This window comes from Thermaerobacillus caldiproteolyticus (genome assembly GCF_013761245.1).
GTDB classification, from domain to species: domain Bacteria; phylum Bacillota; class Bacilli; order Bacillales; family Anoxybacillaceae; genus Thermaerobacillus; species Thermaerobacillus caldiproteolyticus.
This window is the reverse complement of the sequence record NZ_JACDUT010000001.1, coordinates 235,004-254,906: the sequence shown is the minus strand read 5'-3', so window position 1 is coordinate 254,906 and position 19,903 is coordinate 235,004. Positions and strand designations below refer to the sequence as shown.

Annotated in this window: 22 protein-coding genes; 19 read left to right on the top strand and 3 right to left on the bottom strand. The window is 41.1% G+C overall.

Annotation, left to right across the window (positions count from 1 at the left end; translation table 11 throughout):
• From HNR31_RS01355 to HNR31_RS01275, 17 genes are all read left to right on the top strand, one after another.
• Positions 1 to 963 (top strand): PhoH family protein, encoded by a 963-nt coding sequence (locus tag HNR31_RS01355; protein ID WP_181554450.1) that lies wholly within the window; start codon positions 1 to 3, stop codon positions 961 to 963.
• Positions 964 to 1,032: 69 nt separating this feature from the next.
• Positions 1,033 to 3,138 carry an HD family phosphohydrolase gene (locus HNR31_RS01350; protein ID WP_258560989.1) on the top strand — a complete coding sequence of 702 codons (2,106 nt, stop codon included), beginning with the start codon at positions 1,033 to 1,035 and terminating at the stop codon, positions 3,136 to 3,138.
• 2 nt (positions 3,139 to 3,140) lie between these two features.
• Positions 3,141 to 3,611: an rRNA maturation RNase YbeY gene (gene ybeY / locus HNR31_RS01345; RefSeq protein ID WP_181554449.1), complete on the top strand. Its 471-nt coding sequence runs from the start codon at positions 3,141 to 3,143 to the stop codon at positions 3,609 to 3,611.
• Between the two features lie 3 nt (positions 3,612 to 3,614).
• Positions 3,615 to 3,971 carry a diacylglycerol kinase family protein gene (locus HNR31_RS01340; RefSeq protein ID WP_181554448.1) on the top strand — a complete coding sequence of 119 codons (357 nt, stop codon included), beginning with the start codon at positions 3,615 to 3,617 and terminating at the stop codon, positions 3,969 to 3,971.
• A 103-nt stretch (positions 3,972 to 4,074) separates the two neighbouring features.
• Positions 4,075 to 4,458, top strand: coding sequence for a cytidine deaminase (locus tag HNR31_RS01335; protein WP_181554447.1), 384 nt, complete (start codon positions 4,075 to 4,077; stop codon positions 4,456 to 4,458).
• Positions 4,451 to 5,359 (top strand): GTPase Era, encoded by a 909-nt coding sequence (gene era / locus HNR31_RS01330; RefSeq protein WP_181554446.1) that lies wholly within the window; start codon positions 4,451 to 4,453, stop codon positions 5,357 to 5,359. The genes HNR31_RS01335 and era overlap by 8 nt, the downstream gene beginning before the upstream one ends.
• Positions 5,360 to 5,464: 105 nt before the next feature.
• On the top strand, positions 5,465 to 5,608 hold the full coding sequence (locus HNR31_RS01325) for a YqzL family protein (RefSeq protein ID WP_181554445.1): 144 nt from the start codon (positions 5,465 to 5,467) through the stop codon (positions 5,606 to 5,608).
• A gap of 29 nt (positions 5,609 to 5,637) precedes the next feature.
• Positions 5,638 to 6,393 carry a DNA repair protein RecO gene (gene recO / locus HNR31_RS01320; RefSeq protein ID WP_181554444.1) on the top strand — a complete coding sequence of 252 codons (756 nt, stop codon included), beginning with the start codon at positions 5,638 to 5,640 and terminating at the stop codon, positions 6,391 to 6,393.
• 135 nt (positions 6,394 to 6,528) lie between these two features.
• Positions 6,529 to 7,158: a helix-turn-helix transcriptional regulator gene (locus HNR31_RS01315; RefSeq protein WP_267240215.1), complete on the top strand. Its 630-nt coding sequence runs from the start codon at positions 6,529 to 6,531 to the stop codon at positions 7,156 to 7,158.
• Between the two features lie 13 nt (positions 7,159 to 7,171).
• On the top strand, positions 7,172 to 7,972 hold the full coding sequence (locus HNR31_RS01310; protein WP_181554442.1) for a pyruvate, water dikinase regulatory protein: 801 nt from the start codon (positions 7,172 to 7,174) through the stop codon (positions 7,970 to 7,972).
• A gap of 247 nt (positions 7,973 to 8,219) precedes the next feature.
• Positions 8,220 to 8,675, top strand: coding sequence for a YaiI/YqxD family protein (locus HNR31_RS01305; protein WP_181554441.1), 456 nt, complete (start codon positions 8,220 to 8,222; stop codon positions 8,673 to 8,675).
• A 30-nt stretch (positions 8,676 to 8,705) separates the two neighbouring features.
• Positions 8,706 to 10,508, top strand: a complete 1,803-nt coding sequence (gene dnaG, locus HNR31_RS01300) for a DNA primase (RefSeq protein WP_181554440.1) — start codon at positions 8,706 to 8,708, stop codon at positions 10,506 to 10,508.
• A gap of 33 nt (positions 10,509 to 10,541) precedes the next feature.
• Entirely contained in the window at positions 10,542 to 11,666 is a 1,125-nt protein-coding gene (gene rpoD / locus HNR31_RS01295; RefSeq protein ID WP_181554439.1) for an RNA polymerase sigma factor RpoD, read from the top strand.
• Between the two features lie 78 nt (positions 11,667 to 11,744).
• Positions 11,745 to 12,272 carry a hypothetical protein gene (locus tag HNR31_RS01290; protein ID WP_181554438.1) on the top strand — a complete coding sequence of 176 codons (528 nt, stop codon included), beginning with the start codon at positions 11,745 to 11,747 and terminating at the stop codon, positions 12,270 to 12,272.
• A gap of 139 nt (positions 12,273 to 12,411) precedes the next feature.
• Positions 12,412 to 12,774 carry a cytochrome c550 gene (gene cccA / locus HNR31_RS01285; protein ID WP_181554437.1) on the top strand — a complete coding sequence of 121 codons (363 nt, stop codon included), beginning with the start codon at positions 12,412 to 12,414 and terminating at the stop codon, positions 12,772 to 12,774.
• 84 nt (positions 12,775 to 12,858) lie between these two features.
• Positions 12,859 to 13,563 (top strand): tRNA (adenine(22)-N(1))-methyltransferase, encoded by a 705-nt coding sequence (locus tag HNR31_RS01280; RefSeq protein ID WP_181554436.1) that lies wholly within the window; start codon positions 12,859 to 12,861, stop codon positions 13,561 to 13,563.
• Positions 13,560 to 14,681: a Nif3-like dinuclear metal center hexameric protein gene (locus HNR31_RS01275; protein WP_181554435.1), complete on the top strand. Its 1,122-nt coding sequence runs from the start codon at positions 13,560 to 13,562 to the stop codon at positions 14,679 to 14,681. Before HNR31_RS01280 ends, HNR31_RS01275 begins: the two co-directional genes overlap by 4 nt.
• A gap of 51 nt (positions 14,682 to 14,732) precedes the next feature.
• Here HNR31_RS01275 and HNR31_RS01270 read toward each other — a convergent pair whose 3' ends face one another.
• The gene (locus HNR31_RS01270; protein ID WP_181554434.1) at positions 14,733 to 15,683 is read right to left on the bottom strand and encodes a 4-hydroxy-3-methylbut-2-enyl diphosphate reductase; all 951 of its coding nucleotides are present in this window, start codon (positions 15,681 to 15,683) and stop codon (positions 14,733 to 14,735) included.
• 91 nt (positions 15,684 to 15,774) lie between these two features.
• A complete protein-coding gene (locus HNR31_RS01265) occupies positions 15,775 to 16,302 on the bottom strand; it encodes a YqfQ family protein (RefSeq protein WP_258560988.1) in 528 nt (175 codons plus the stop codon).
• Positions 16,303 to 16,484: 182 nt separating this feature from the next.
• On the opposite strand from HNR31_RS01265, the gene HNR31_RS01260 reads away from it, so the two are divergent.
• Both HNR31_RS01260 and HNR31_RS01255 read left to right on the top strand, forming a co-directional pair.
• Positions 16,485 to 17,792 carry a DEAD/DEAH box helicase gene (locus tag HNR31_RS01260; RefSeq protein ID WP_181554432.1) on the top strand — a complete coding sequence of 436 codons (1,308 nt, stop codon included), beginning with the start codon at positions 16,485 to 16,487 and terminating at the stop codon, positions 17,790 to 17,792.
• A 30-nt stretch (positions 17,793 to 17,822) separates the two neighbouring features.
• Positions 17,823 to 18,719: a deoxyribonuclease IV gene (locus HNR31_RS01255; RefSeq protein ID WP_181554431.1), complete on the top strand. Its 897-nt coding sequence runs from the start codon at positions 17,823 to 17,825 to the stop codon at positions 18,717 to 18,719.
• 113 nt (positions 18,720 to 18,832) lie between these two features.
• On the opposite strand, the gene HNR31_RS01250 is transcribed toward HNR31_RS01255, so the two are convergent.
• The gene (locus HNR31_RS01250) at positions 18,833 to 19,093 is read right to left on the bottom strand and encodes a DUF2624 domain-containing protein (protein ID WP_181554430.1); all 261 of its coding nucleotides are present in this window, start codon (positions 19,091 to 19,093) and stop codon (positions 18,833 to 18,835) included.
• Positions 19,094 to 19,903: the final 810 nt, after the last annotated feature.

The window sequence follows — 19,903 nt, the reverse complement described above, 5'->3', positions numbered from 1 at the left end:
ATGTCAGAAGAGTTCGTAACAATTAGCCAACAAGTAGAAAATGCAAACGAAGCGATTGCACTTTTTGGCATTCATGATGTCCATCTAAAGCGAATGGAGCAAGAGTTAGGTGTTTCCATTGTGACGAGAGGAGAGCTTGTGAGCGTCTCCGGTAGTCCAGAGCACGTTCAGCTCGTTGAGGACGTATTGCGCCATTTATTAGTCGTCATTCGCAAAGGCATTGCCATTAGCGAACGCGATGTTATGTATGCGATCCAAATGGCGAAAAACGGTACGCTTGAATATTTCATCGAGCTATATGAAGAAGAGATTACGAAAAATGCAAAAGGAAAACCGATTCGTGTTAAAACGCTAGGACAACGTCAATACGTGACAGCGATTAAAAAACATGACCTTGTGTTTGGAATTGGACCGGCGGGAACAGGGAAAACGTATTTGGCTGTGGTCATGGCCGTCAATGCGTTAAAAGGTGGCCATGTCAAGCGCATCATTTTGACACGTCCAGCGGTGGAAGCTGGAGAAAGTCTGGGATTTTTGCCAGGGGATTTAAAAGAAAAAGTCGATCCGTATTTGCGTCCGCTTTACGATGCTCTTCATGATGTGCTAGGAGCAGAGCATACGCAACGCCTAGTGGAACGCGGAACGATTGAAATTGCGCCGCTTGCGTATATGCGTGGGCGAACCTTAGAGGATGCGTTTGTCATTTTAGACGAAGCGCAAAATACAACACCAGCACAAATGAAAATGTTTTTAACACGATTAGGATTCGGTTCCAAAATGGTCATTACCGGCGATATTTCACAGGTCGATTTACCGAAGGGAGTCAAATCAGGGCTAGCGGTAGCCAAAGAAATTCTGCCAGCTATCGGTGATATTTCATTTGTATTTTTGGAACAGACAGATGTTGTTCGTCATCCGCTTGTCGCGAAAATTATCCAAGCCTATGATCAAGCCGGGATATAAAGAAAGAAAAGACCCATCGTGCTTTTGTATGGGTCTATTTCTTTAGCAGGCAAAGTGAGGGAAAATCAATTGGAGAGGATTCGTTTTTTTCTTGAGCATGTGAAACATGTGCGTATCATTCGTTATATTTTATTTACGTTTTTGGCATTGCTTATGGTTACGGTGCTTTATTATCATGTGAAACCGCAACAATACTCGATTCGCCCTTTTGATATTTCCAAGGAAACGATTCGGTCGCCGATTACGATTGAAGATAAAGATACAACCGAAAAACTGAAAAAAGAGGCAGCAGAGAAAGTAACAGACGTTTATACATTAAAAAAGGAATATGCAGAAAATCGTGTTGATTTAATTTCATCGTTATTTACAACGATTTTAGACATTCAGGAAGAGACGGGATCGTTAAAAAACGATTCAGAAATAATAAAGAAGTTAAAGGAGCGTTTGCCGCAAGAATGGTTTACGTATTTATCTGAAGATGAGTGGATAAGATTATTGACTGCCAAAAGTGAAGAAATAAGGGTGGCAAAGGAAGCATCGGTGACAGCTGTTCATTCCATTATGAACGAGCCGATTACACAAGAAGAGCTGCAAAAAGCCAAAATGCGCGTGCAAAATGAGTTGAAATACGTGATGCTTCCCTCGTCTTTAAAAGATATTGTCACGAAGTTGACAAAAGAAGCGATTATTCCAAACGTGATTTATGATCGCGCTGCTACGGAAGAAAAGCGAAGACAAGCAATGGATGAAGTGAAACCGGTAAAAATTTTACAAGGGCAAATTATTGTCGAGGAAGGGCAATTTATTACGAACGAAATTTATCATCAGCTCAAGCTTGTCGGATTGTTGGAAAATGATCACTCCATCCAACCTTTTATCGGGCTTCTTCTTTTAGTAATATTATTAATAGCTCCTATCATTTATGGTTTTACGCGGTGGATCGATGATGGTCAACAAACGAATACGTATTTATTGATTTATGTCACGATTTTTACTATTACTGTTATCATTATGGAGCTGATTCGTTTACTTCCGGAAAGCGACACCTTTTCAACCGGCTATCTCGTCCCTGTTGCGTTCGGAACGATGCTTACCCGCATTTTATTGAGCGAACGGCTTGCCATCATGACGAGCGTTATTTATTCGATCTGCGGGAGTGTGATATTTAACGAAGGAATGAACGGCACCTTTCACGCTTCCATCGCAGTATACTTGTTAACAAGCGCTTTAGCGGGAAGTCTGTTTCTACAAAAAGAGCTGCGCAAAGCAAAAATTTGGCAAGCGGGCTTTTTCGTTTCGTTTATCAATATTGTCGTCATGTTAGCGATGATATTGATGAAAAATGGCCATTATTCGATGATGGAAATGAGCATGTTTTTATTAATGGCGCTTGCTTCAGGATTTTTCTCGGCGATCTTTACTATCGGCTTGCTGCCATTTTTCGAAGCGAGCTTCGGAATTTTATCATCGATGAAGCTCATTGAACTTTCGAACCCTAACCACCCATTGCTGCGAAAAATTTTAACGGAAGCACCAGGTACTTATCACCATAGCATTATGGTAGCCAATTTAGCCGAAGCAGCGTGTGAAGCGATTGGGGCGAACGGCTTGTTAGCTCGAGTGGCTTGTTATTATCATGATATTGGAAAAACAAAACGTCCGCGCTATTTTATTGAAAACCAAATCGGCGGAAATCCACATGACCAATTATCGCCGCAATTAAGCAAAAATATTATTATTGCCCATGTAACAGATGGGGTCTCTATTTTAAAAAAATACCGAATGCCAAAAGAAATTATTGATATTGCTGAGCAGCATCACGGTACAACGCTGTTGAAGTACTTTTATCATAAAGCGACGCAACAAATGGATTATGTATTAGAAGAGGAATTCCGTTATCCGGGACCAAAACCGCAAACGAAGGAAGCAGCGGTGATTAGCATTGCTGACAGCGTCGAAGCAGCGGTCCGGTCGCTAGCAAATCCATCACAAGAGAAAATTGAAAAACTTGTCCGCAGCATTATTGCTGACCGGCTTCAAGATAATCAATTCAATGAATGTGATATTACATTAAGGGAATTAGAGCTTGTCGCTAAATCGCTTTGCGAAACGCTCAACGGCGTCTTTCATTCGCGAATTGAATATCCAGACATTCGAAAGGAAAAGGTGAAATAAGCATGAAATTACACATTGATTTTATTGACGAAACAAACGAAGTAACGGAAGAACAACGAAAGATTATCGAACAGTTGTTGAATTATGCTGCCGAGATCGAACAAGTTTCTGAGGGGGCAGAAGTGAGCATTTCCTTTGTTGATAATGAGCAAATTCGCGTCATCAATCGCGACTATCGCGGCAAAGACCAGCCCACTGATGTTATTTCTTTTGCACTTGAGGAAATGAGTGATGGAGAAGTTGAAATTGTTGGAGCTGATTTGCCGCCTGTGCTTGGTGATATTGTGATTTCCGTCCCGAAAGCTAAAGAGCAAGCGGAAGAATACGGGCATTCGTTCATGCGCGAACTCGGGTTCTTAGCGGTTCATGGCTTTTTGCATTTATTGGGCTATGACCACGAAACCGAGGAAGAAGAAAAAGAAATGTTTGCAAAACAAAAACAAATCCTTGAGCAATACGGGTTAACAAGATAAAACATGAGAAGTTGGAAACGCGAAGCGAAAAGTTTTGCCTATGCGTGGACGGGAATCGTGATGGCGATAAAAGAGGAATCGCATATGAAAGTTCATTTGTTTTTTGCCTTCATCGCCATTGTTACTGCCTTCATTGTCAATATTTCAAAAACGGAATGGCTCATTTTATTGGTAACAATAGGGATGGTCATTAGTTTAGAAATGGTGAATACGGCGCTAGAACGCGTCGTTGATTTAACGACACAAGAACTGCACCCGCTTGCAAAAGCGGCGAAAGATATTGCTGCTGGCGCTGTTTTAGTAGGAGCAATGATCTCTGTCATAATCGGTATCATCATTTTTTTGCCATATATCATATAAGTGATGAAATGAGAAAATTCTAATTTTTCTGTTACATTTTTGTAAAGGGAGATGAAATTTTCATCAATTTATTGTAAAATAAAAAAGAAGGAGTTTTACTCCTTTGCTAATTGAAGAAGCAAAAAAGCATGAGAATATTTACGTTCCTTACTCAAAATGTAAAGTCGGTGCCACTTTATTGACAAGGGAAGGCAAAGTATACCGCGGCTGTAACATTGAAAACGCTGCCTATAGCGTATGCAATTGTACAGAACGAACCGCGTTGTTTAAAGCTTATTCAGAAGGAGAACGAGAATACGTGGCGTTGGCGGTGATTGCCGATTCCGATCGTCTGGTGCTGCCTTGTGAGGCATGTCGCCAAGTCATTTCCGAATTATGTCCACCAGATATGAAGGTGGTTTTGGCAAATTTAAATGGTGATACAACTGAACTAACTGTGAAAGAACTACTATCAGAAGCATTTTTAGCGGAGGATTTGCATGAATAGAGAAGGATATAAATCAGGATTTGTTTCGATTATCGGTAGACCGAATGTTGGAAAATCGACGTTTTTAAATCGCGTCATTGGACAAAAAATCGCCATTATGAGCGATAAACCACAAACGACGCGTAATAAAATTCAAGGTGTATATACAATTGACGATGCACAAATCATTTTTATCGACACACCAGGAATTCATAAACCAAAGCATAAATTGGGCGATTTTATGATGAAAGTCGCGCAAAACGCCCTAAAGGAAGTTGATTTAATCTTGTTTATGATCAATGCCGAAGAGGGGTTCGGTCGCGGAGACGCGTTTATTATTGAGCGTCTTAAAGAAATAAAAACACCTGTCTTTTTAGTCGTCAATAAAATCGACCAAGTTCATCCTGATGAATTGCTGCCGCTTATTGACCACTATAAATCGCTGTATTCGTTTGCTGAAATTGTCCCGATTTCAGCGCTACAAGGAAACAACGTAGAAACATTGATCGAACAAATTAAAAAGTATTTGCCGGAAGGACCGCAATATTATCCGCCTGATCAAGTGACCGACCACCCTGAACGGTTTATTATTGCGGAATTGGTTCGAGAAAAAGCGCTTCATTTAACGCGCGAGGAAGTTCCGCATTCAATCGCTGTTGTCGTTGATACGATCGAACGGCGTGAAGATAGCCAGACCGTGTATGTCGGCGCAACGATTATTGTTGAACGCGATTCGCAAAAAGGGATTATTATTGGAAAACAAGGACGAATGCTAAAGGAAATTGGACAGCGTGCCCGTATGGATATTGAAGCGTTGCTTGGCTCGAAAGTATTTTTAGAACTTTGGGTAAAAGTGCAAAAAGATTGGCGAAATAAGCTGTCGCAGTTGCGCGATTTCGGATTTAGGGAAGATGAATATTAATTTAAATTTAGCAAATTTTACGTAACATAAACGTTTCGTAGCAAGACCAACCTATAAATAGATTGAATAACAAGCTATGCTGTAAGGGCGGAAAGGTGTGGTTCGATGCTAGAATTCACATGGAAGCTGTTTAGCCAAACAGGGAATATCGACACATATCTCCTTTTTAAAGAGCTTGAAAGAGAATATCAACCGAATGGCGATGAACAAGAAAATGAAGTAAGCGAAATGGATCAGCCGATTTTCTAAGCTGCTTTTTCAGCTTGGTGGTGATAATGTTGTTTGAAAAATGTGAAGCCATTGTGCTTCGAACCATTGATTACGGAGAAACCAACAAAATTGTCACGTTGTTTACAAGAGAATGGGGAAAGGTGGCTGCAATGGCACGCGGGGCGAAAAAGCCAAGCAGCCGCCTTTCTGCTGTTACCCAACCGTTTACATACGGCCATTATTTAATTCAAAAAAGTCGTGGAATCGGGGTTTTACACCAGGGGGAAGTGGTTGACACGATGCGAGCGATTCGCGAAAATATTTTTACAACCGCCTATGCCTCTTACATTGTTGAGTTGACCGATAAAGTGACCGAAGAGCAGAGAAGAAATCCTTATTTGTTTGAGTTGCTTCTTCAAACACTAAAGTATATGAACGATGGCCTTGATTTAGAGATTCTAATGTACATTTATGAAATGAAAATGTTAAGCGTCATGGGATTGCCTCCTACATTAGATCGATGTGCTGTTTGCGGGCGAACGGAAGGGAAATTTTCTTTTTCCATTAAGGAAGGAGGATTTCTTTGCCATCGTTGTGAACAGAAAGATCCACACCGTTTGCCTCTTTCCCCAGCTGCGGTGAAACTATTACGGCTATTTTATTACCTCGATCTATCGAGATTAGGGAAAATTTCTGTCAAAGATGAAACAAAAAAAGAGCTGCACCATGTCATTTCCGCCTATTATGAGGAGTATTCGGGACTCATGTTAAAAACGAAGCGTTTTTTAACCCAAATGGAACAACTCAAACATCATTTGCAGTGAGCAAAGCCTGTTTATGCAACAGGCTTGATTTTTTTGAACAAAATGAATTTTCACGATTTCTCCTTTGCAAAACGTTTCATTAAGTTATAATATTTTCATATGAGTATAGCCTATTTGGTAAGGTGGTGAGCGACAATAGAACTAAATAAACGCCAAGAGCAAATTTTGCAAATTGTTAAAGATCATGGTCCCATTACGGGTGAAAGTATTGCCGAAAAATTGAACTTAACAAGAGCGACATTGCGCCCTGATTTGGCAATTTTAACTATGGCTGGCTATTTGGAGGCAAGGCCGAGAGTCGGCTATTTTTATACAGGAAAGACAGGTTCTCAACTTCTTGCTGACAAGATCAAAAAAATTAAAGTCAGCGATTACCAATCGATTCCGGTCGTAGTCAATGAAAATGTCAGCGTATATGATGCGATTGTGACAATGTTTCTTGAAGATGTCGGAACGTTGTTTGTCGTCGATGACGAGTCGCTATTAGTTGGCGTTCTGTCAAGAAAAGATTTGTTGCGGGCAAGTATCGGCAAACAAGAGTTAACAACGATTCCTGTGAATATTATTATGACAAGAATGCCAAATATTACGGTTTGTTATAAAGACGACTTGCTCATTGATGTCGCCGAGAGGCTAATTGAAAAACAAATTGATGCGATGCCGGTCGTGAAAAAAACAGAAAAAGGCTACGAAGTGATTGGGAGAATTACTAAAACAAATATGACGAAAGCTTTCGTTTCTCTAGCGAAAGACGATTTGTTGTAGAGAGGGGATGGAGATGAGCCAACGTTTCGTATACGTCGTTTCTGATTCAGGAGGAGAAACCGCAGAGTTAGTGGTAAAAGCGGCAGCCAGCCAGTTTAATAGTTCACTCATCCAATTAAAGCGAGTGCCATATGTAGAGGATAAAACAACATTAGCGGAAGTTGTCGCCCTTGCAAAAATGAATAAAGGGATTATTGCATTTACGCTTGTTGTGCCAGAAATGCGTCAATTTCTTATTGAAGAAGCTGCGCGTGAAGGTGTGGAGGCGTATGACATCATCGGACCGCTTATTGAAAAAATGCGCGATTTGTTTGGCATGACGCCGCGCTATGAGCCGGGACAAGTACGTGTGTTGGATGAAGACTACTTCAAAAAAATCGAGGCGATTGAGTTTGCTGTGAAATATGACGACGGACGTGACCCTCGCGGCATTTTGCGAGCGGATATTGTGCTAGTCGGTGTCTCACGCACATCGAAGACTCCGCTTTCCCAATACTTAGCTCATAAGCGATTGAAGGTCGCCAACGTTCCGATTGTACCGGAAGTAGAACCGCCGGAACAACTATTTAAAGTATCGCCACAAAAATGTTTCGGCTTGAAAATCAGCCCGGAAAAATTGATTTCCATTCGCCGTGAGCGACTCAAATCGCTTGGATTGAACGATCAAGCCATTTATGCCAATATGGATCGAATTAAAGAAGAGCTTGATTATTTTGATGAAGTCATCAAAAAAATTGGCTGCGATGTCATTGATGTAACGAACAAGGCAGTAGAAGAGACTGCTAACATTATTATGAAAAAAAGAAAATTGTAGCACATTCACGATATCGTGAACTGTGCTTTTTTACTTTTCTATAGCATATTCTGACCATTTGTATTATAATAAAAAATTGTGATAAAAATGAACAAAATAGGTTTAGAGTACATATAGAGCGAGTAAACTATTTATAGCTACTTGTCAAGGGGAACAAAAAAATCTTTTTCGACAAAATTCGTTTTTTATATAGGAGGGAAAAGCAGGATTTTTGTGAACGATGTAGAATATTAGGAGGCATAACGGATTGCAACCAACAATCTTTGTTGATGCAGATGCTTGTCCAGTAAAAAGTGAAATTTTCTGGCTCGCTCGTAAATATAATATACTAAGTGTGTTTGTATCTTCGTATAACCATGTTTCTCGTTCTGAAGAAATGAAATGGGTATACGTGGATACAGAAAAAGAAGCGGTCGATTTATATATTTTGAACCGCGCTGTTAAAGGAGATGTTGTCGTGACCCAAGATATCGGGTTGGCGAGCATGCTGGTAAACCGCGGCATCTATGTGATTTCGCCGCGAGGAAAAGTGTATGAAGAAAGGGAAATGGACAATATTCTTCATCTTCGCTATCTTCAAGCGAAACAGCGAAGGCAAGGGATATACCAGAAGGGGGCAAAACGTTTCTCAAACGAGGAACGTCGTGTATTTCTACAAGGTTTCGAAAAAATTTTGTCGAAACTCGCAGGAAATTCCGTATAGGTCGAGAATAATTAACATGGAGCTGTTGATATGGGATACCGCATTCCCGAAGAAACGATTGAAGCGATTCGTCGTTCTGTAGATATTGTCGATGTCATTAGTGACTATGTACAGCTGAAAAAACAAGGACGTAACTATTTTGGTTTGTGTCCATTCCATGGGGAAAAAACGCCGTCGTTTTCCGTTTCTCCTGAAAAGCAAATTTTTCACTGTTTTGGTTGCGGTGCCGGAGGAAACGTCTTTTCGTTTCTCATGGATATAGAAGGAATATCTTTTATTGATGCAGCCAAGCGATTAGCATCAAGAGCAAATATTGACCTATCTCATTTAGCGTTAGACGATCAACGCGAAAGCTATACGGGCGCGAATGAAGCGAAGAAAATGATAGAAGCTCATGAGCTTCTAAAGAAATTTTATCATCATTTGCTTTTAAATACAAAAGAAGGACAAGCGGCATTTGACTATTTGCAAGCACGCGGATGGACGCGTGAAATTATTGAGCAATTCGAAATCGGTTATTCGCCGAATTCATGGGATTTTGCCGTAAAGTTTTTAACGGGACGCGGTTTTTCTCTTGAACTGATGGAAAAGGCAGGGCTCGTTATTCGCAAAGAGAACGGGGGCTATTTTGATCGGTTTCGCAACCGGATTATGTTTCCGATTCATAACCATCATGGAGAAACGGTCGCTTTTTCTGGAAGAATGTTAGGAGAAGGACAGCCAAAATATTTAAATAGTCCCGAAACGTTAATTTTTCATAAAGGAAAAATTTTATATAACTTTCACCAAGCGCGCTTACATATTCGAAAACGCCAAGAAGCGGTTTTATTTGAGGGATTTGCTGATGTTGTTTCCGCGATAAAAGCTGGAGTGGCGTATGCCGTTGCGACGATGGGAACAGCCTTAACAGAAGATCAAGCGCGCATTCTTCGACGAAATGTCGAATCCGTCATCATTTGCTATGACGGTGATACAGCTGGAATTGAAGCAACGTTTCGCGCAGCGGAACTCCTGTCTGGAACAGGTTGTCATGTGAAGATTGCTACAATTCCTGATGGCCTGGACCCAGATGAATATATAAGAAAGTACGGTTCAGAGCGATTTCAACGTGACGTTATTGAAGCGAGCAACTCCTTTATGGCGTTTAAAATGGCGTATTTGCGCAGAGGGAAAAATTTACAGAATGAAAGTGACCAAATCCGCTACATTGAAGAAGTGCTACAAGAAATTAGCCAATTGACCAATCCGATTGAAAAAGATTACTATTTACGACAATTAGCAAACGAATTTTCCCTTTCATTATCTGCTTTGCAGCAGCAATTGGAGCGTTATAAAAAAACGAAAGACAAACATAACGCCGACGCTCGGGAACGGGTAGCAACGCGACAACCGCTGCCTAAAAAACTTCTTCCTGCTTTTCAAAACGCTGAACGAATATTGCTTGCCCATATGCTTCGGAACCGAGATGTTGCCTTGACTGTTCAGCAAGCGATTCAAGGAGAGTTCAACATTGAAGAACATCGCGCCATTGCTGCGTATGTATATGCGTTTTACGAGGAAGGAAACGAGCCGGATGTTAGCTTGCTGATTGCGCGTGTGCCTGATCATTTAAAGCCGCTTGTAACAGAGCTATCGATGCTTCTTATTAACGAAGAAATCTCTACTCAAGAGTTAAACGATTATATCAAACATGTGTTGAATTACCCAAAATGGTTAATGCTAAAGGAAAAAGAACAGGAAAAAATCGAGGCAGAACGGAAAAAAGACTTTTTGAAAGCTGCCCGCATTGCCAAAGAAATAATTGAAATGAAAAAACAATTATCAATTTCGTGACGTTGTTGTAAAGCTTTAGAAGGGGGTAACAAAATGGCTGAAAAATCAGCTCGCTCAAAACAAGTTGACTCTAATGTCACACTAGAACAAGCGAAAGAACAATTAACAGAACTGGGAAAAAAGCGCGGCATTTTAACGTACGAAGAAATTGCCGAGCGATTGTCTGGATTTGATCTTGATTCTGATCAAATGGATGAATATTATGAATACTTAGCTGAGCAAGGTATCGATGTCATTAGTGAATCTGACTTGGACACCGATCCAGACATAGACGATTTAACAAAAGAAGAAGAATTTGATTTAAACGATTTAACGGTGCCACCCGGGGTCAAAATTAATGATCCGGTTCGTATGTACTTAAAAGAAATCGGGCGCGTTCCGTTACTATCGGCTGAAGAAGAAATTGAACTAGCCAAGCGAATTGAACAAGGCGATGAAGAAGCAAAGCGCCGTTTAACGGAAGCCAACCTTCGCCTTGTTGTCAGCATTGCCAAACGCTATGTTGGTCGCGGCATGTTGTTTCTTGACTTAATTCAAGAAGGAAACATGGGCTTAATCAAAGCGGTTGAAAAATTTGATTACCGTAAAGGCTATAAATTTAGTACGTATGCGACATGGTGGATTCGTCAAGCGATTACGCGCGCCATTGCTGACCAAGCGCGGACCATTCGCATTCCTGTTCACATGGTTGAGACGATCAACAAACTCATTCGCGTGCAAAGACAGCTGCTTCAAGACCTTGGCCGCGAACCGTCTCCAGAAGAAATTGCCGAAGAGATGGATTTAACACCGGAAAAAGTGCGCGAAATTTTAAAGATCGCGCAAGAGCCTGTGTCGCTCGAAACGCCGATTGGTGAAGAAGACGATTCGCATTTAGGCGATTTTATTGAAGACCAAGATGCGACCTCTCCATCTGAACATGCTGCGTATGAACTCTTAAAAGAACAGCTGGAAGATGTATTAGATACGCTCACAGACCGTGAAGAAAACGTGCTTCGTTTACGTTTTGGCTTAGATGATGGGCGCACGCGTACACTTGAGGAAGTAGGAAAAGTGTTTGGTGTTACTCGCGAGCGCATTCGCCAAATCGAAGCAAAGGCGCTTCGGAAATTGCGTCATCCAAGCCGCAGCAAGCGATTAAAAGACTTTTTAGAATAACAATTTAATTTACAATGAATAGTTTACTTCTTACAATAGAAGTAAACTATTTTTTATTTCTAGGAAAGGCCGATGAGTATGAATGAAAAAAGACGCGAAATTATTATAAGAGAAATTGAATATTGGAAGCGCTCTCGTCTTCTTCCAGAACAATATTGCGATTATTTGTTGGCCCTTTATACAGAAGGGCTTGCTAGCAACAGATCCCATATTTCCCGATTCAACCTTATCCATCTTTTATTCATAAGTATGATTTGTCTATTGTTTCCAATAAGTATTCTTGTCATTTATTTTACTGAATTGTCATTCGTTTTGCAAATGCTCCTTTTGTTTCTTTTTTTCATTGTATGTATGGTAGCAGTTTGGTTGTGGGCGAAGGAACGAAAACTCATCCATCTTCCGCTTATTAGCGGGGCATTTCTGTTGCTCCTTGCTTCCGTGCAAGCATGTGATTATTATTTTCCGAAAGAAAAAGCTATCGTAGCTGTGGTGATTTTCTTAAATTGTCTATTATGGATGGTGATCGGGATTCGCTTTCGTTTTTTCTATTTCACGATATCAGGCATTGCTGGACTTGGATTGCTGTGCGCCTCACTATTTTTCTAAGCTGGCTTTTATTCTGTGACGATTTTCCATAAGATGATAATTAGGGCTTTTCCTTCTCGGTAATTTACAGTAAAATAAAATTGTTTGTAGCGTTTACATTTTTTTAAAGAGCTCGTTATACATAAGGGAGGTAAAAAACATGAATCGAAATCCATTGATCCCATTTGCGCTCATTATGGTCTTTGGGATTGGTCTTATGCTTGCCCTTTCGTTTAAAGGTCTCGGCGATATGGACGAGCTTGCGAAAGAGAAAAAAGGTGGAGAAAAAACGGAGCAAGCGGCTGCAGCGAGCCCGGAAGAGTTTTATAAACAAACATGTAGCGCCTGTCATGGTGCCAACTATGAAGGTGGCGTCGGTCCGTCGTTAAAAGGTGTGGGCAAACGGCTTTCGTTAGATCAAATTAAAGATGTCATTCAACATGGACGTGGCAACATGCCTTCAGGTCTTGTGCCGCCGGAAAAAGCTGATGAAATGGCAAAATGGCTTTCGAAATTACAATAACAAAAGGTCCTTTCACCTTAGGTGAAGGGATTTTTTGTTTGTGATAAAATAAACAAAAGAACTAATGAAGTTGTGGTGAAAAAGATGAATGAGTTACGTTTATCAAAACGACTAGAGACGGTTGCTTCTTTTATTCCGACGCAATCGAAGTTAGCCGATATCGGTTCCGATCATGCGTATTTGCCTTGTTATGCTTATTTACAAGGATATATTACAATGGCAGTCGCTGGGGAAGTGGCAGACGGGCCATTTCGATCTGCCAAACAACAAGTTGCTAAAACGGGATTAAGTGATGTCATCTCCGTACGAAAAGGAGATGGTCTGGAAGTTATTGCGCTAGAGGAAGTAGATTGTATTACGATTGCCGGGATGGGAGGGACACTGATAGCTAATATTTTAGAAGCTGGAAAAGAAAAACTAGCCGGAGTGAAGCGATTAATTTTACAGCCAAATATCGGTTCCCACGTCGTTCGTCAGTGGTTGATGGACAACGATTGGGAGCTAATCGCCGAACGCATTTTAGAGGAGGATGGAAGAATTTACGAAGTGTTAGTAGCAGAAAAAGGCGATGGCAAAAAACCGTATGATAACATCGAAGCAGAAATACTATTAGGACCGTTTCTTATGAAAGAGAGAAATGATGTATTTTTGAAAAAATGGGAGCAAGAAGTCGCCCATTGGAAACAGATTGTAGCGCAATTAACGGAAAAAGCAACAACTGCCGAAAGTATGGCGAAAAAACAAGAGTTGGAACGAAAAATTCGCATTGTTGAGGAGGCGTTACGATGAAAAAAATACCAAACGGGCATGAAGTCATTCAGCTATTTGAACAATTTGCTCCGAAGCATTTGGCAATGGAAGGTGATAGAATCGGCTTACAGATCGGCACGCTCAACAAGCCAATTCATACCGTCATGATTACATTAGATGTATTAGAAGAAGTGGTTGATGAAGCGATTGAAAACAAAGTCGATCTCATCATCGCCCATCATCCGCCGCTTTATCGTCCGGTCAAACATATCATTACCGACCAAACGCAAGGGCGCATCATTGCAAAATGCATGAAGCATGATATTGCCATTTATGCCGCTCATACAAATTTAGATATTGCTGAAGGCGGAGTAAATGACTGGCTTTCGGAAGCACTCGGGTTACAAGAAGTCGAGGTACTCGTTCCTACGTACGAGGAAGCGCTAAAGAAATTAGTTGTCTATGTACCGGATACGCATGCCGATGCGGTTCGCGAAGCGCTTGGCAATGCAGGGGCAGGCCATATTGGAAATTACAGTCATTGTACGTTTAATAGCCGCGGCATTGGAACGTTTTTGCCGCAAGAAGGGGCGAATCCGTTTATCGGTGAAAAAGGAACGCTTGAAAAAGTCGAAGAAGTACGCATTGAAACAATTTTCCCGGCTTCGTTGCAAAAAAAGGTAGTTACAGCGATGCTCAAAGCTCATCCATATGAAGAAGTTGCCTATGATGTCTATCCATTAGAAAATAAGGGGCGCACATTTGGATTAGGTCGACTCGGACGGTTACGTGAGGAGATGACGCTTGCTGAGTTTGCCGAGCATGTAAAAAAAGCGCTTGATGTTCCAGCAGTGCGCGTAGTGGGGAACTTGCAGGACAAAGTAAATAAAGTCGCCGTTGTTGGCGGAGATGGCAATAAGTATATTTCGCAAGCGAAGTTCAGCGGTGCCGACGTCTATGTAACAGGAGATGTTTACTATCATGTTGCCCATGATGCGATGATGCTTGGATTAAATATTGTTGATCCGGGACATAACGTCGAAAAGGTGATGAAGCAAGGAGTGGCCCGCTTTTTGGAGCAACAGTTCGCTCAACAAAAATTTGCAACAACTGTCTATGTTTCACAAGTACATACGGATCCGTTTACTTTTTTATAAAAACGAGAAGCCGATATTCTGTCTATCCGAAGAATATCGGCTCTTGCTTTCTTATTTTTCCTGTTTTGTTTTTACTTTTGGCAAGATTTTGTGAAGGGGTACTTTTCGTTCACGTTTCCATGTCTCTGGATTATTTGGATCAAACTGCTCAAGAAATGCAATGACCTCTTTTGTAATTGGCGTCGGCGTCGAAGCACCAGCAGTCACCGCCACTTTTTTGGCGTTTTTTATCCAGTCAATCTCAATTTCTGTTACATCCGCCACGCGGTAAGCTTTTGTTCCTGCAATCTCTTCGGACACTTGAGCAAGACGATTCGAGTTATTGCTTTTAGGATCGCCGACGACGATTGTAACATCCGCTTCTTTTGCTTGTTTTGCGACGGCTTCTTGACGAAGCTGTGTTGCCAAGCAAATTTCTTTATGCATTTCGACGTGCGGATATTTTTCTTTTACTTTTTCCATAATATGAGCAACGTCCCATTGGCTCATCGTTGTCTGATTGGTGACCATAATTTTTTCGCTCTGAATGGCTAATTGCTCGACATCATGGACTGTTTCAACAAGATGAATGCGTGTTGGATCGATGCCGACTGCTCCTTCTGGTTCCGGATGGCCTTTTTTACCGATATAAATAACTTCATAGCCGCTTGCCAGCTTTTCGCGAATTAAGTCGTGCGTTTTTGTTACATCCGGGCATGTAGCATCAATAGTGACAAGCCCTTTTTCTCGAGCGCGTTTTTTTACTTCAGGAGAAACGCCGTGAGCGGTAAAAATGACCGTTCCTTTATTAATTTTTTCAAGAATTTCTAAGCGGTTTTCTCCGTCGAGAGTAATGATGCCTTCCTCCGAAAAAGCATCGGTAACATGTTTATTATGAACGATCATTCCTAAAATATAGATCGGTCTCGGCAATGTTGGGTCTAACGCAGCATTTCTTGCAATGACCATCGCATCGACAACCCCGTAGCAATAGCCACGCGGCGTAATTTTGATGACTTCCATTTTTGTTCCTCCTTCGCTCCGCTATACGGAGAGAGTACTTTGAGTGCCTTCTTTCATTATAGCGGAGAAAGAAGGAGAATACAAAGAAGAACTAAATATACAGTTTTGGCTTAGATGGTTTTGGTTCTTTTGTTGTTTTTTCTCGATCAGTTGCTTTAGCGGTTGGAATATCGCGTTTAACGGATGAGGATGTCTTTTTTTTCTTTTCTTGTTTTTCTTCTTTTTCTTCTTTTTCTTCGTTTTCTTCGTTTTCTTCTTCGTTCGTTGTTTTGAGCTCTTTCCATATTTTCATCATTGCGGGGATATTTTTGACAAGCGGACCGTATTGTTGCACCATCGGAACAACGTTTTGGGCAATGCCCAGCATTCTCTGTACATTTGTTAGTATGCCGCCAAGACCTCCTCCGGTGTTGGCAGCAACGTTAGTAGCAGCGTTTTGAAGGGTTGGCATCATGAACCCATGAGGAACAGGAGGGGCTGGTTGTCCTCGGGAAAACAGTCTTGCTAAAAAGCCACCAAGTCCTGGACGCGGCTGAATAGGCTGGGTCGGAAATGATGCGTTCATTAACGGAAATGAACGAGCCGGTGTAGGGGGAAACATTGGGGGTCTACGAATCATCATTTTTTCCTCCTTTCTAGGCAATGTGCATAAACAATGCTTCTTTACATACATTATGCGAACATCACAAAAAGTGTTTTTCGTTTAGACAAGTGCCTAATGTTGCGGCGAATAGTGAAAATCAGCTATAATGGTAAATCGGGTTATGAAGGGGACAACGTCTATAGAAAGGAGCAGGGCGTGTGAAGGAAACATTATTTGAGAGGTTTTCATTTCAACCTTTTCTCATAGAGGCGATTAAAGAACTCAATTTTTATAAACCGACAGAAATTCAAGAGCGGCTCATTCCGAGTATCCTTCGCGGTGAGAGCGCCATCGGTCAATCGCAGACAGGAACGGGAAAAACGCATGCGTATTTATTGCCGATTATTGAAAAAATCGACCCGCGCCGTTTGGAAGTGCAGGCAGTGATCACCGCTCCGACGCGAGAGCTTGCCACACAAATTTACCATGAAATACTAAAAATTACAAAGTTTTGTCCAAGTGATCATCAAATTGTGGCACGCTGCTTTGTTGGAGGAACAGATAAACAAAAGGCGATGGAAAAGCTGAAAAAGCAGCCGCATATTGTTGTGGGGACGCCGGGAAGAATTAATGATTTTATTCGCGAACAAGTGCTTTTTGTTCATACAGCCTCAATGCTCGTTGTCGATGAGGCAGATATGATGTTAGATATGGGCTTTATTGTTGATGTCGATCAAATTGCTGCAAGAATGCCGAAAGATTTACAAATGTTAGTGTTTTCAGCAACAATTCCGGAAAAATTAAAACCGTTTTTGAGAAAGTATATGGAAAACCCAAAATATGTTCATGTTGCTCCGAAGCAAGTCACAGCAGAAAAGATTGAACATATTCTTGTGCCACTCCGTCACCGCGATAAATTGAATTTGTTGCATGACATGCTTATTTCGTATAATCCGTATTTAGCAATTGTGTTTACAAATACGAAAAAAATGGCTGATGAAATAGTGGACGCGCTAAGCGAAAAAGGATTGAAAGTCGGAGTTTTACACGGTGATTTAACGCCACGAGAGCGGAAAAGAATGATGAAGCAAATTCGTGATCTAGAGTTTCAATATATTGTCGCAACGGATTTAGCTGCGCGAGGCATTGATATTCAAGGAGTGAGCCACGTTATTAACTATGAACTGCCGCACGATTTAGAATTTTATGTGCATCGCGTTGGACGTACAGCACGTGCAGGCTACACAGGAATTGCCATCACCATTTACGAACCATCCGACCAAGATGCGCTAACGAAACTGGAGAAAATGGGAATTGATTTTCTTCATCGTGATCTTGTGCGCAGAGAATGGGTTGAGCTTCCGCCATGGAACCAGCGAAAAAAGCGCGAAAAAACAGATGAAGAGCTCGAGCAACTTGTCAACAAGTTGAAAAAAACGAAAAAGGTAAAACCGGGTTATAAGAAAAAGCTAAAAGAAGAAATTGAAAAACAGAAAAAACGGTTGCGTCGCTTAAAGAAAAAATAAAGCGGAACCGGATAGAAAGGGAGACGGGGAATGTTAAAAATTGGCTCGCATGTATCAATGAGCGGCAAAAAAATGCTGCTGGGTGCCAGTGAAGAAGCAGTATCTTATGGAGCGAATACATTCATGATCTACACAGGGGCTCCGCAAAATACGAGACGAAAAAAAATTGAAGAGCTGAATATCGAAGCTGGACTTGCTCATATGAAAGAACATGGCATTGACGAAATTGTCGTTCATGCTCCTTACATTATCAACATTGGAAATACGACAAATCCGGCTACATTCGAGCTTGGTGTTCAATTTTTACGCTCGGAAATTGAGCGAACAGAGGCCATTGGTGCGAAACAAATCGTTCTTCATCCCGGTGCCCATGTCGGAGCAGGAGTCGAAGCTGGAATCCGCAAAATTGTTGAAGGGTTAAACGAAGTGTTAACGCGTGAACAAAATGTCCAAATTGCCTTAGAAACAATGGCAGGAAAAGGGTCGGAGTGCGGCAGCCGCTTTGAAGAGCTGGCGAAAATTATCGATGGTGTGACGCACAATGATAAGCTCTCGGTTTGTTTTGACACATGTCATACCCACGATGCTGGATACAACATTGTCGAAGACTTTGATGGGGTATTGGAAGAATTTGATAAAATCATTGGGCTTGAACGATTAAAAGTTCTTCATATTAATGACAGTAAAAATCCACGCGGCAGCCGAAAAGACCGGCACGAAAATATCGGTTTTGGTCATATCGGATTTCAAGCGTTAAACTATATCGTCCATCATCCGCAGCTTTCTGATATTCCTAAAATTTTAGAAACGCCGTATGTTGGGGAAGATAAAAACAACAAAAAGCCACCGTATAAGTTTGAAATTGCAATGTTACGTGAACAAACATTTGACGAGGAAGTTCTGACGAAAATCATGAATGAACAATAAAGGGAGAAAAGGGCATTTTCACGCATGGTGAAAGGCCCTTTTTAAAAATAAGTATCTTTTACGATTGAGGAACGATTGTTTTAGCAGTCTATGATGACCTCGCCCTTTTCTGATTACTTTTTCTTTATGAACTTTAAAAACAGCTCATTCGCTTGTCTCGCTGTTTGCGGAGACGTAATTTTCGCAAGCTCCTTTATCCATTTCTTCCGTTCTTGCGGGTCGAACACATTGATTTGCCGATTTTGTGCAATATGAATAATTTTTTTTGCTTCTTCCATTGTTAATGAAATACCGTAATCGCGGCTGTACGATACAAGTTCCTCAGGGGTAATCGTTTTGATTTTTTGATTAATGATTTGTTGGTAAATATTCATGATTCGCTCCCTCCTTACTATGTATCGTATGAGAGGCAAGAAAATGAGGTGCTATGTTATAATAAAGCGATGAGTAAAAATGAAGGATATTTTTTGGATACAGAAATAACATGAAAAGGAAAGTATTAACATCACCTGTATCGCCTTTTGTTCATTGTTATTGGCGCTTCGCTTGCTGTGCTGGCGAGAATCAATTCACCGACGTATTTTAGATTACCATTTGGTCGTTCTTGAATTTCTTGGCATCTTGTTGTGTTATTGATGCTCCATTTATGTACTATAGATATAAACAATTGGAAATTTATTTTGTTTTCCTCTATTTTTAGGATTATTCCATGTGCGGCAGTAGAGCGACTTCTTTCCTCATTTTGAGCCATTCACAAAAGAGCCGGTTTTAAGCGACTTTGTTTGGTGGATTGGCGCTAGGTGCTGGTCTAGTGATTGACCACGGCGTTTTTTTAGATGGAACAGAAATTTTACTGGCAAAAAAGCTGCCGTTTTCTATTGGTGAATTTGTTGTGTTTCTGAATTTTTATTTTTAGTTGGGCAGAGTTTGTATTTGTACTAGAGCAAGGAATGTATTCATGGCGTATTGCATTGCTTTTAAAACGATTGATGGTGGTCCAGGAATTAGATGAAACGAAAGCGACGATTATTGTTTCGATCATTATAAAGAAATAGCAGATGTAATTTTGCAATCTTTGAGCCGGGGAGCGTGGGAAGGGCAGCTGCACCACGATTAGAGGTCACAAAATGTTACCCATGAAAGCATGGATTACGATCATGAGTACGTATGAAGCAAGAGGCGCA

What these genes read in the sequence shown, in the direction of transcription:
- HNR31_RS01255 (WP_181554431.1), top strand. Translation starts at nt 17,823, where the DNA reads ATGTTAAAAATTGGCTCGCATGTATCAATGAGCGGCAAAAAAATGCTG.
- HNR31_RS01355 (WP_181554450.1), top strand. Translation starts at nt 1, where the DNA reads ATGTCAGAAGAGTTCGTAACAATTAGCCAACAAGTAGAAAATGCAAAC.
- HNR31_RS01275 (WP_181554435.1), top strand. Translation starts at nt 13,560, where the DNA reads ATGAAAAAAATACCAAACGGGCATGAAGTCATTCAGCTATTTGAACAA.
- HNR31_RS01325 (WP_181554445.1), top strand. Translation starts at nt 5,465, where the DNA reads ATGCTAGAATTCACATGGAAGCTGTTTAGCCAAACAGGGAATATCGAC.
- HNR31_RS01250 (WP_181554430.1), bottom strand. Translation starts at nt 19,093, where the DNA reads ATGAATATTTACCAACAAATCATTAATCAAAAAATCAAAACGATTACC.
- HNR31_RS01290 (WP_181554438.1), top strand. Translation starts at nt 11,745, where the DNA reads ATGAATGAAAAAAGACGCGAAATTATTATAAGAGAAATTGAATATTGG.
- HNR31_RS01280 (WP_181554436.1), top strand. Translation starts at nt 12,859, where the DNA reads ATGAATGAGTTACGTTTATCAAAACGACTAGAGACGGTTGCTTCTTTT.
- ybeY (WP_181554449.1), top strand. Translation starts at nt 3,141, where the DNA reads ATGAAATTACACATTGATTTTATTGACGAAACAAACGAAGTAACGGAA.
- rpoD (WP_181554439.1), top strand. Translation starts at nt 10,542, where the DNA reads ATGGCTGAAAAATCAGCTCGCTCAAAACAAGTTGACTCTAATGTCACA.
- cccA (WP_181554437.1), top strand. Translation starts at nt 12,412, where the DNA reads ATGAATCGAAATCCATTGATCCCATTTGCGCTCATTATGGTCTTTGGG.
- HNR31_RS01340 (WP_181554448.1), top strand. Translation starts at nt 3,615, where the DNA reads ATGAGAAGTTGGAAACGCGAAGCGAAAAGTTTTGCCTATGCGTGGACG.
- HNR31_RS01265 (WP_258560988.1), bottom strand. Translation starts at nt 16,302, where the DNA reads ATGATTCGTAGACCCCCAATGTTTCCCCCTACACCGGCTCGTTCATTT.
- era (WP_181554446.1), top strand. Translation starts at nt 4,451, where the DNA reads ATGAATAGAGAAGGATATAAATCAGGATTTGTTTCGATTATCGGTAGA.
- dnaG (WP_181554440.1), top strand. Translation starts at nt 8,706, where the DNA reads ATGGGATACCGCATTCCCGAAGAAACGATTGAAGCGATTCGTCGTTCT.
- HNR31_RS01310 (WP_181554442.1), top strand. Translation starts at nt 7,172, where the DNA reads ATGAGCCAACGTTTCGTATACGTCGTTTCTGATTCAGGAGGAGAAACC.
- HNR31_RS01270 (WP_181554434.1), bottom strand. Translation starts at nt 15,683, where the DNA reads ATGGAAGTCATCAAAATTACGCCGCGTGGCTATTGCTACGGGGTTGTC.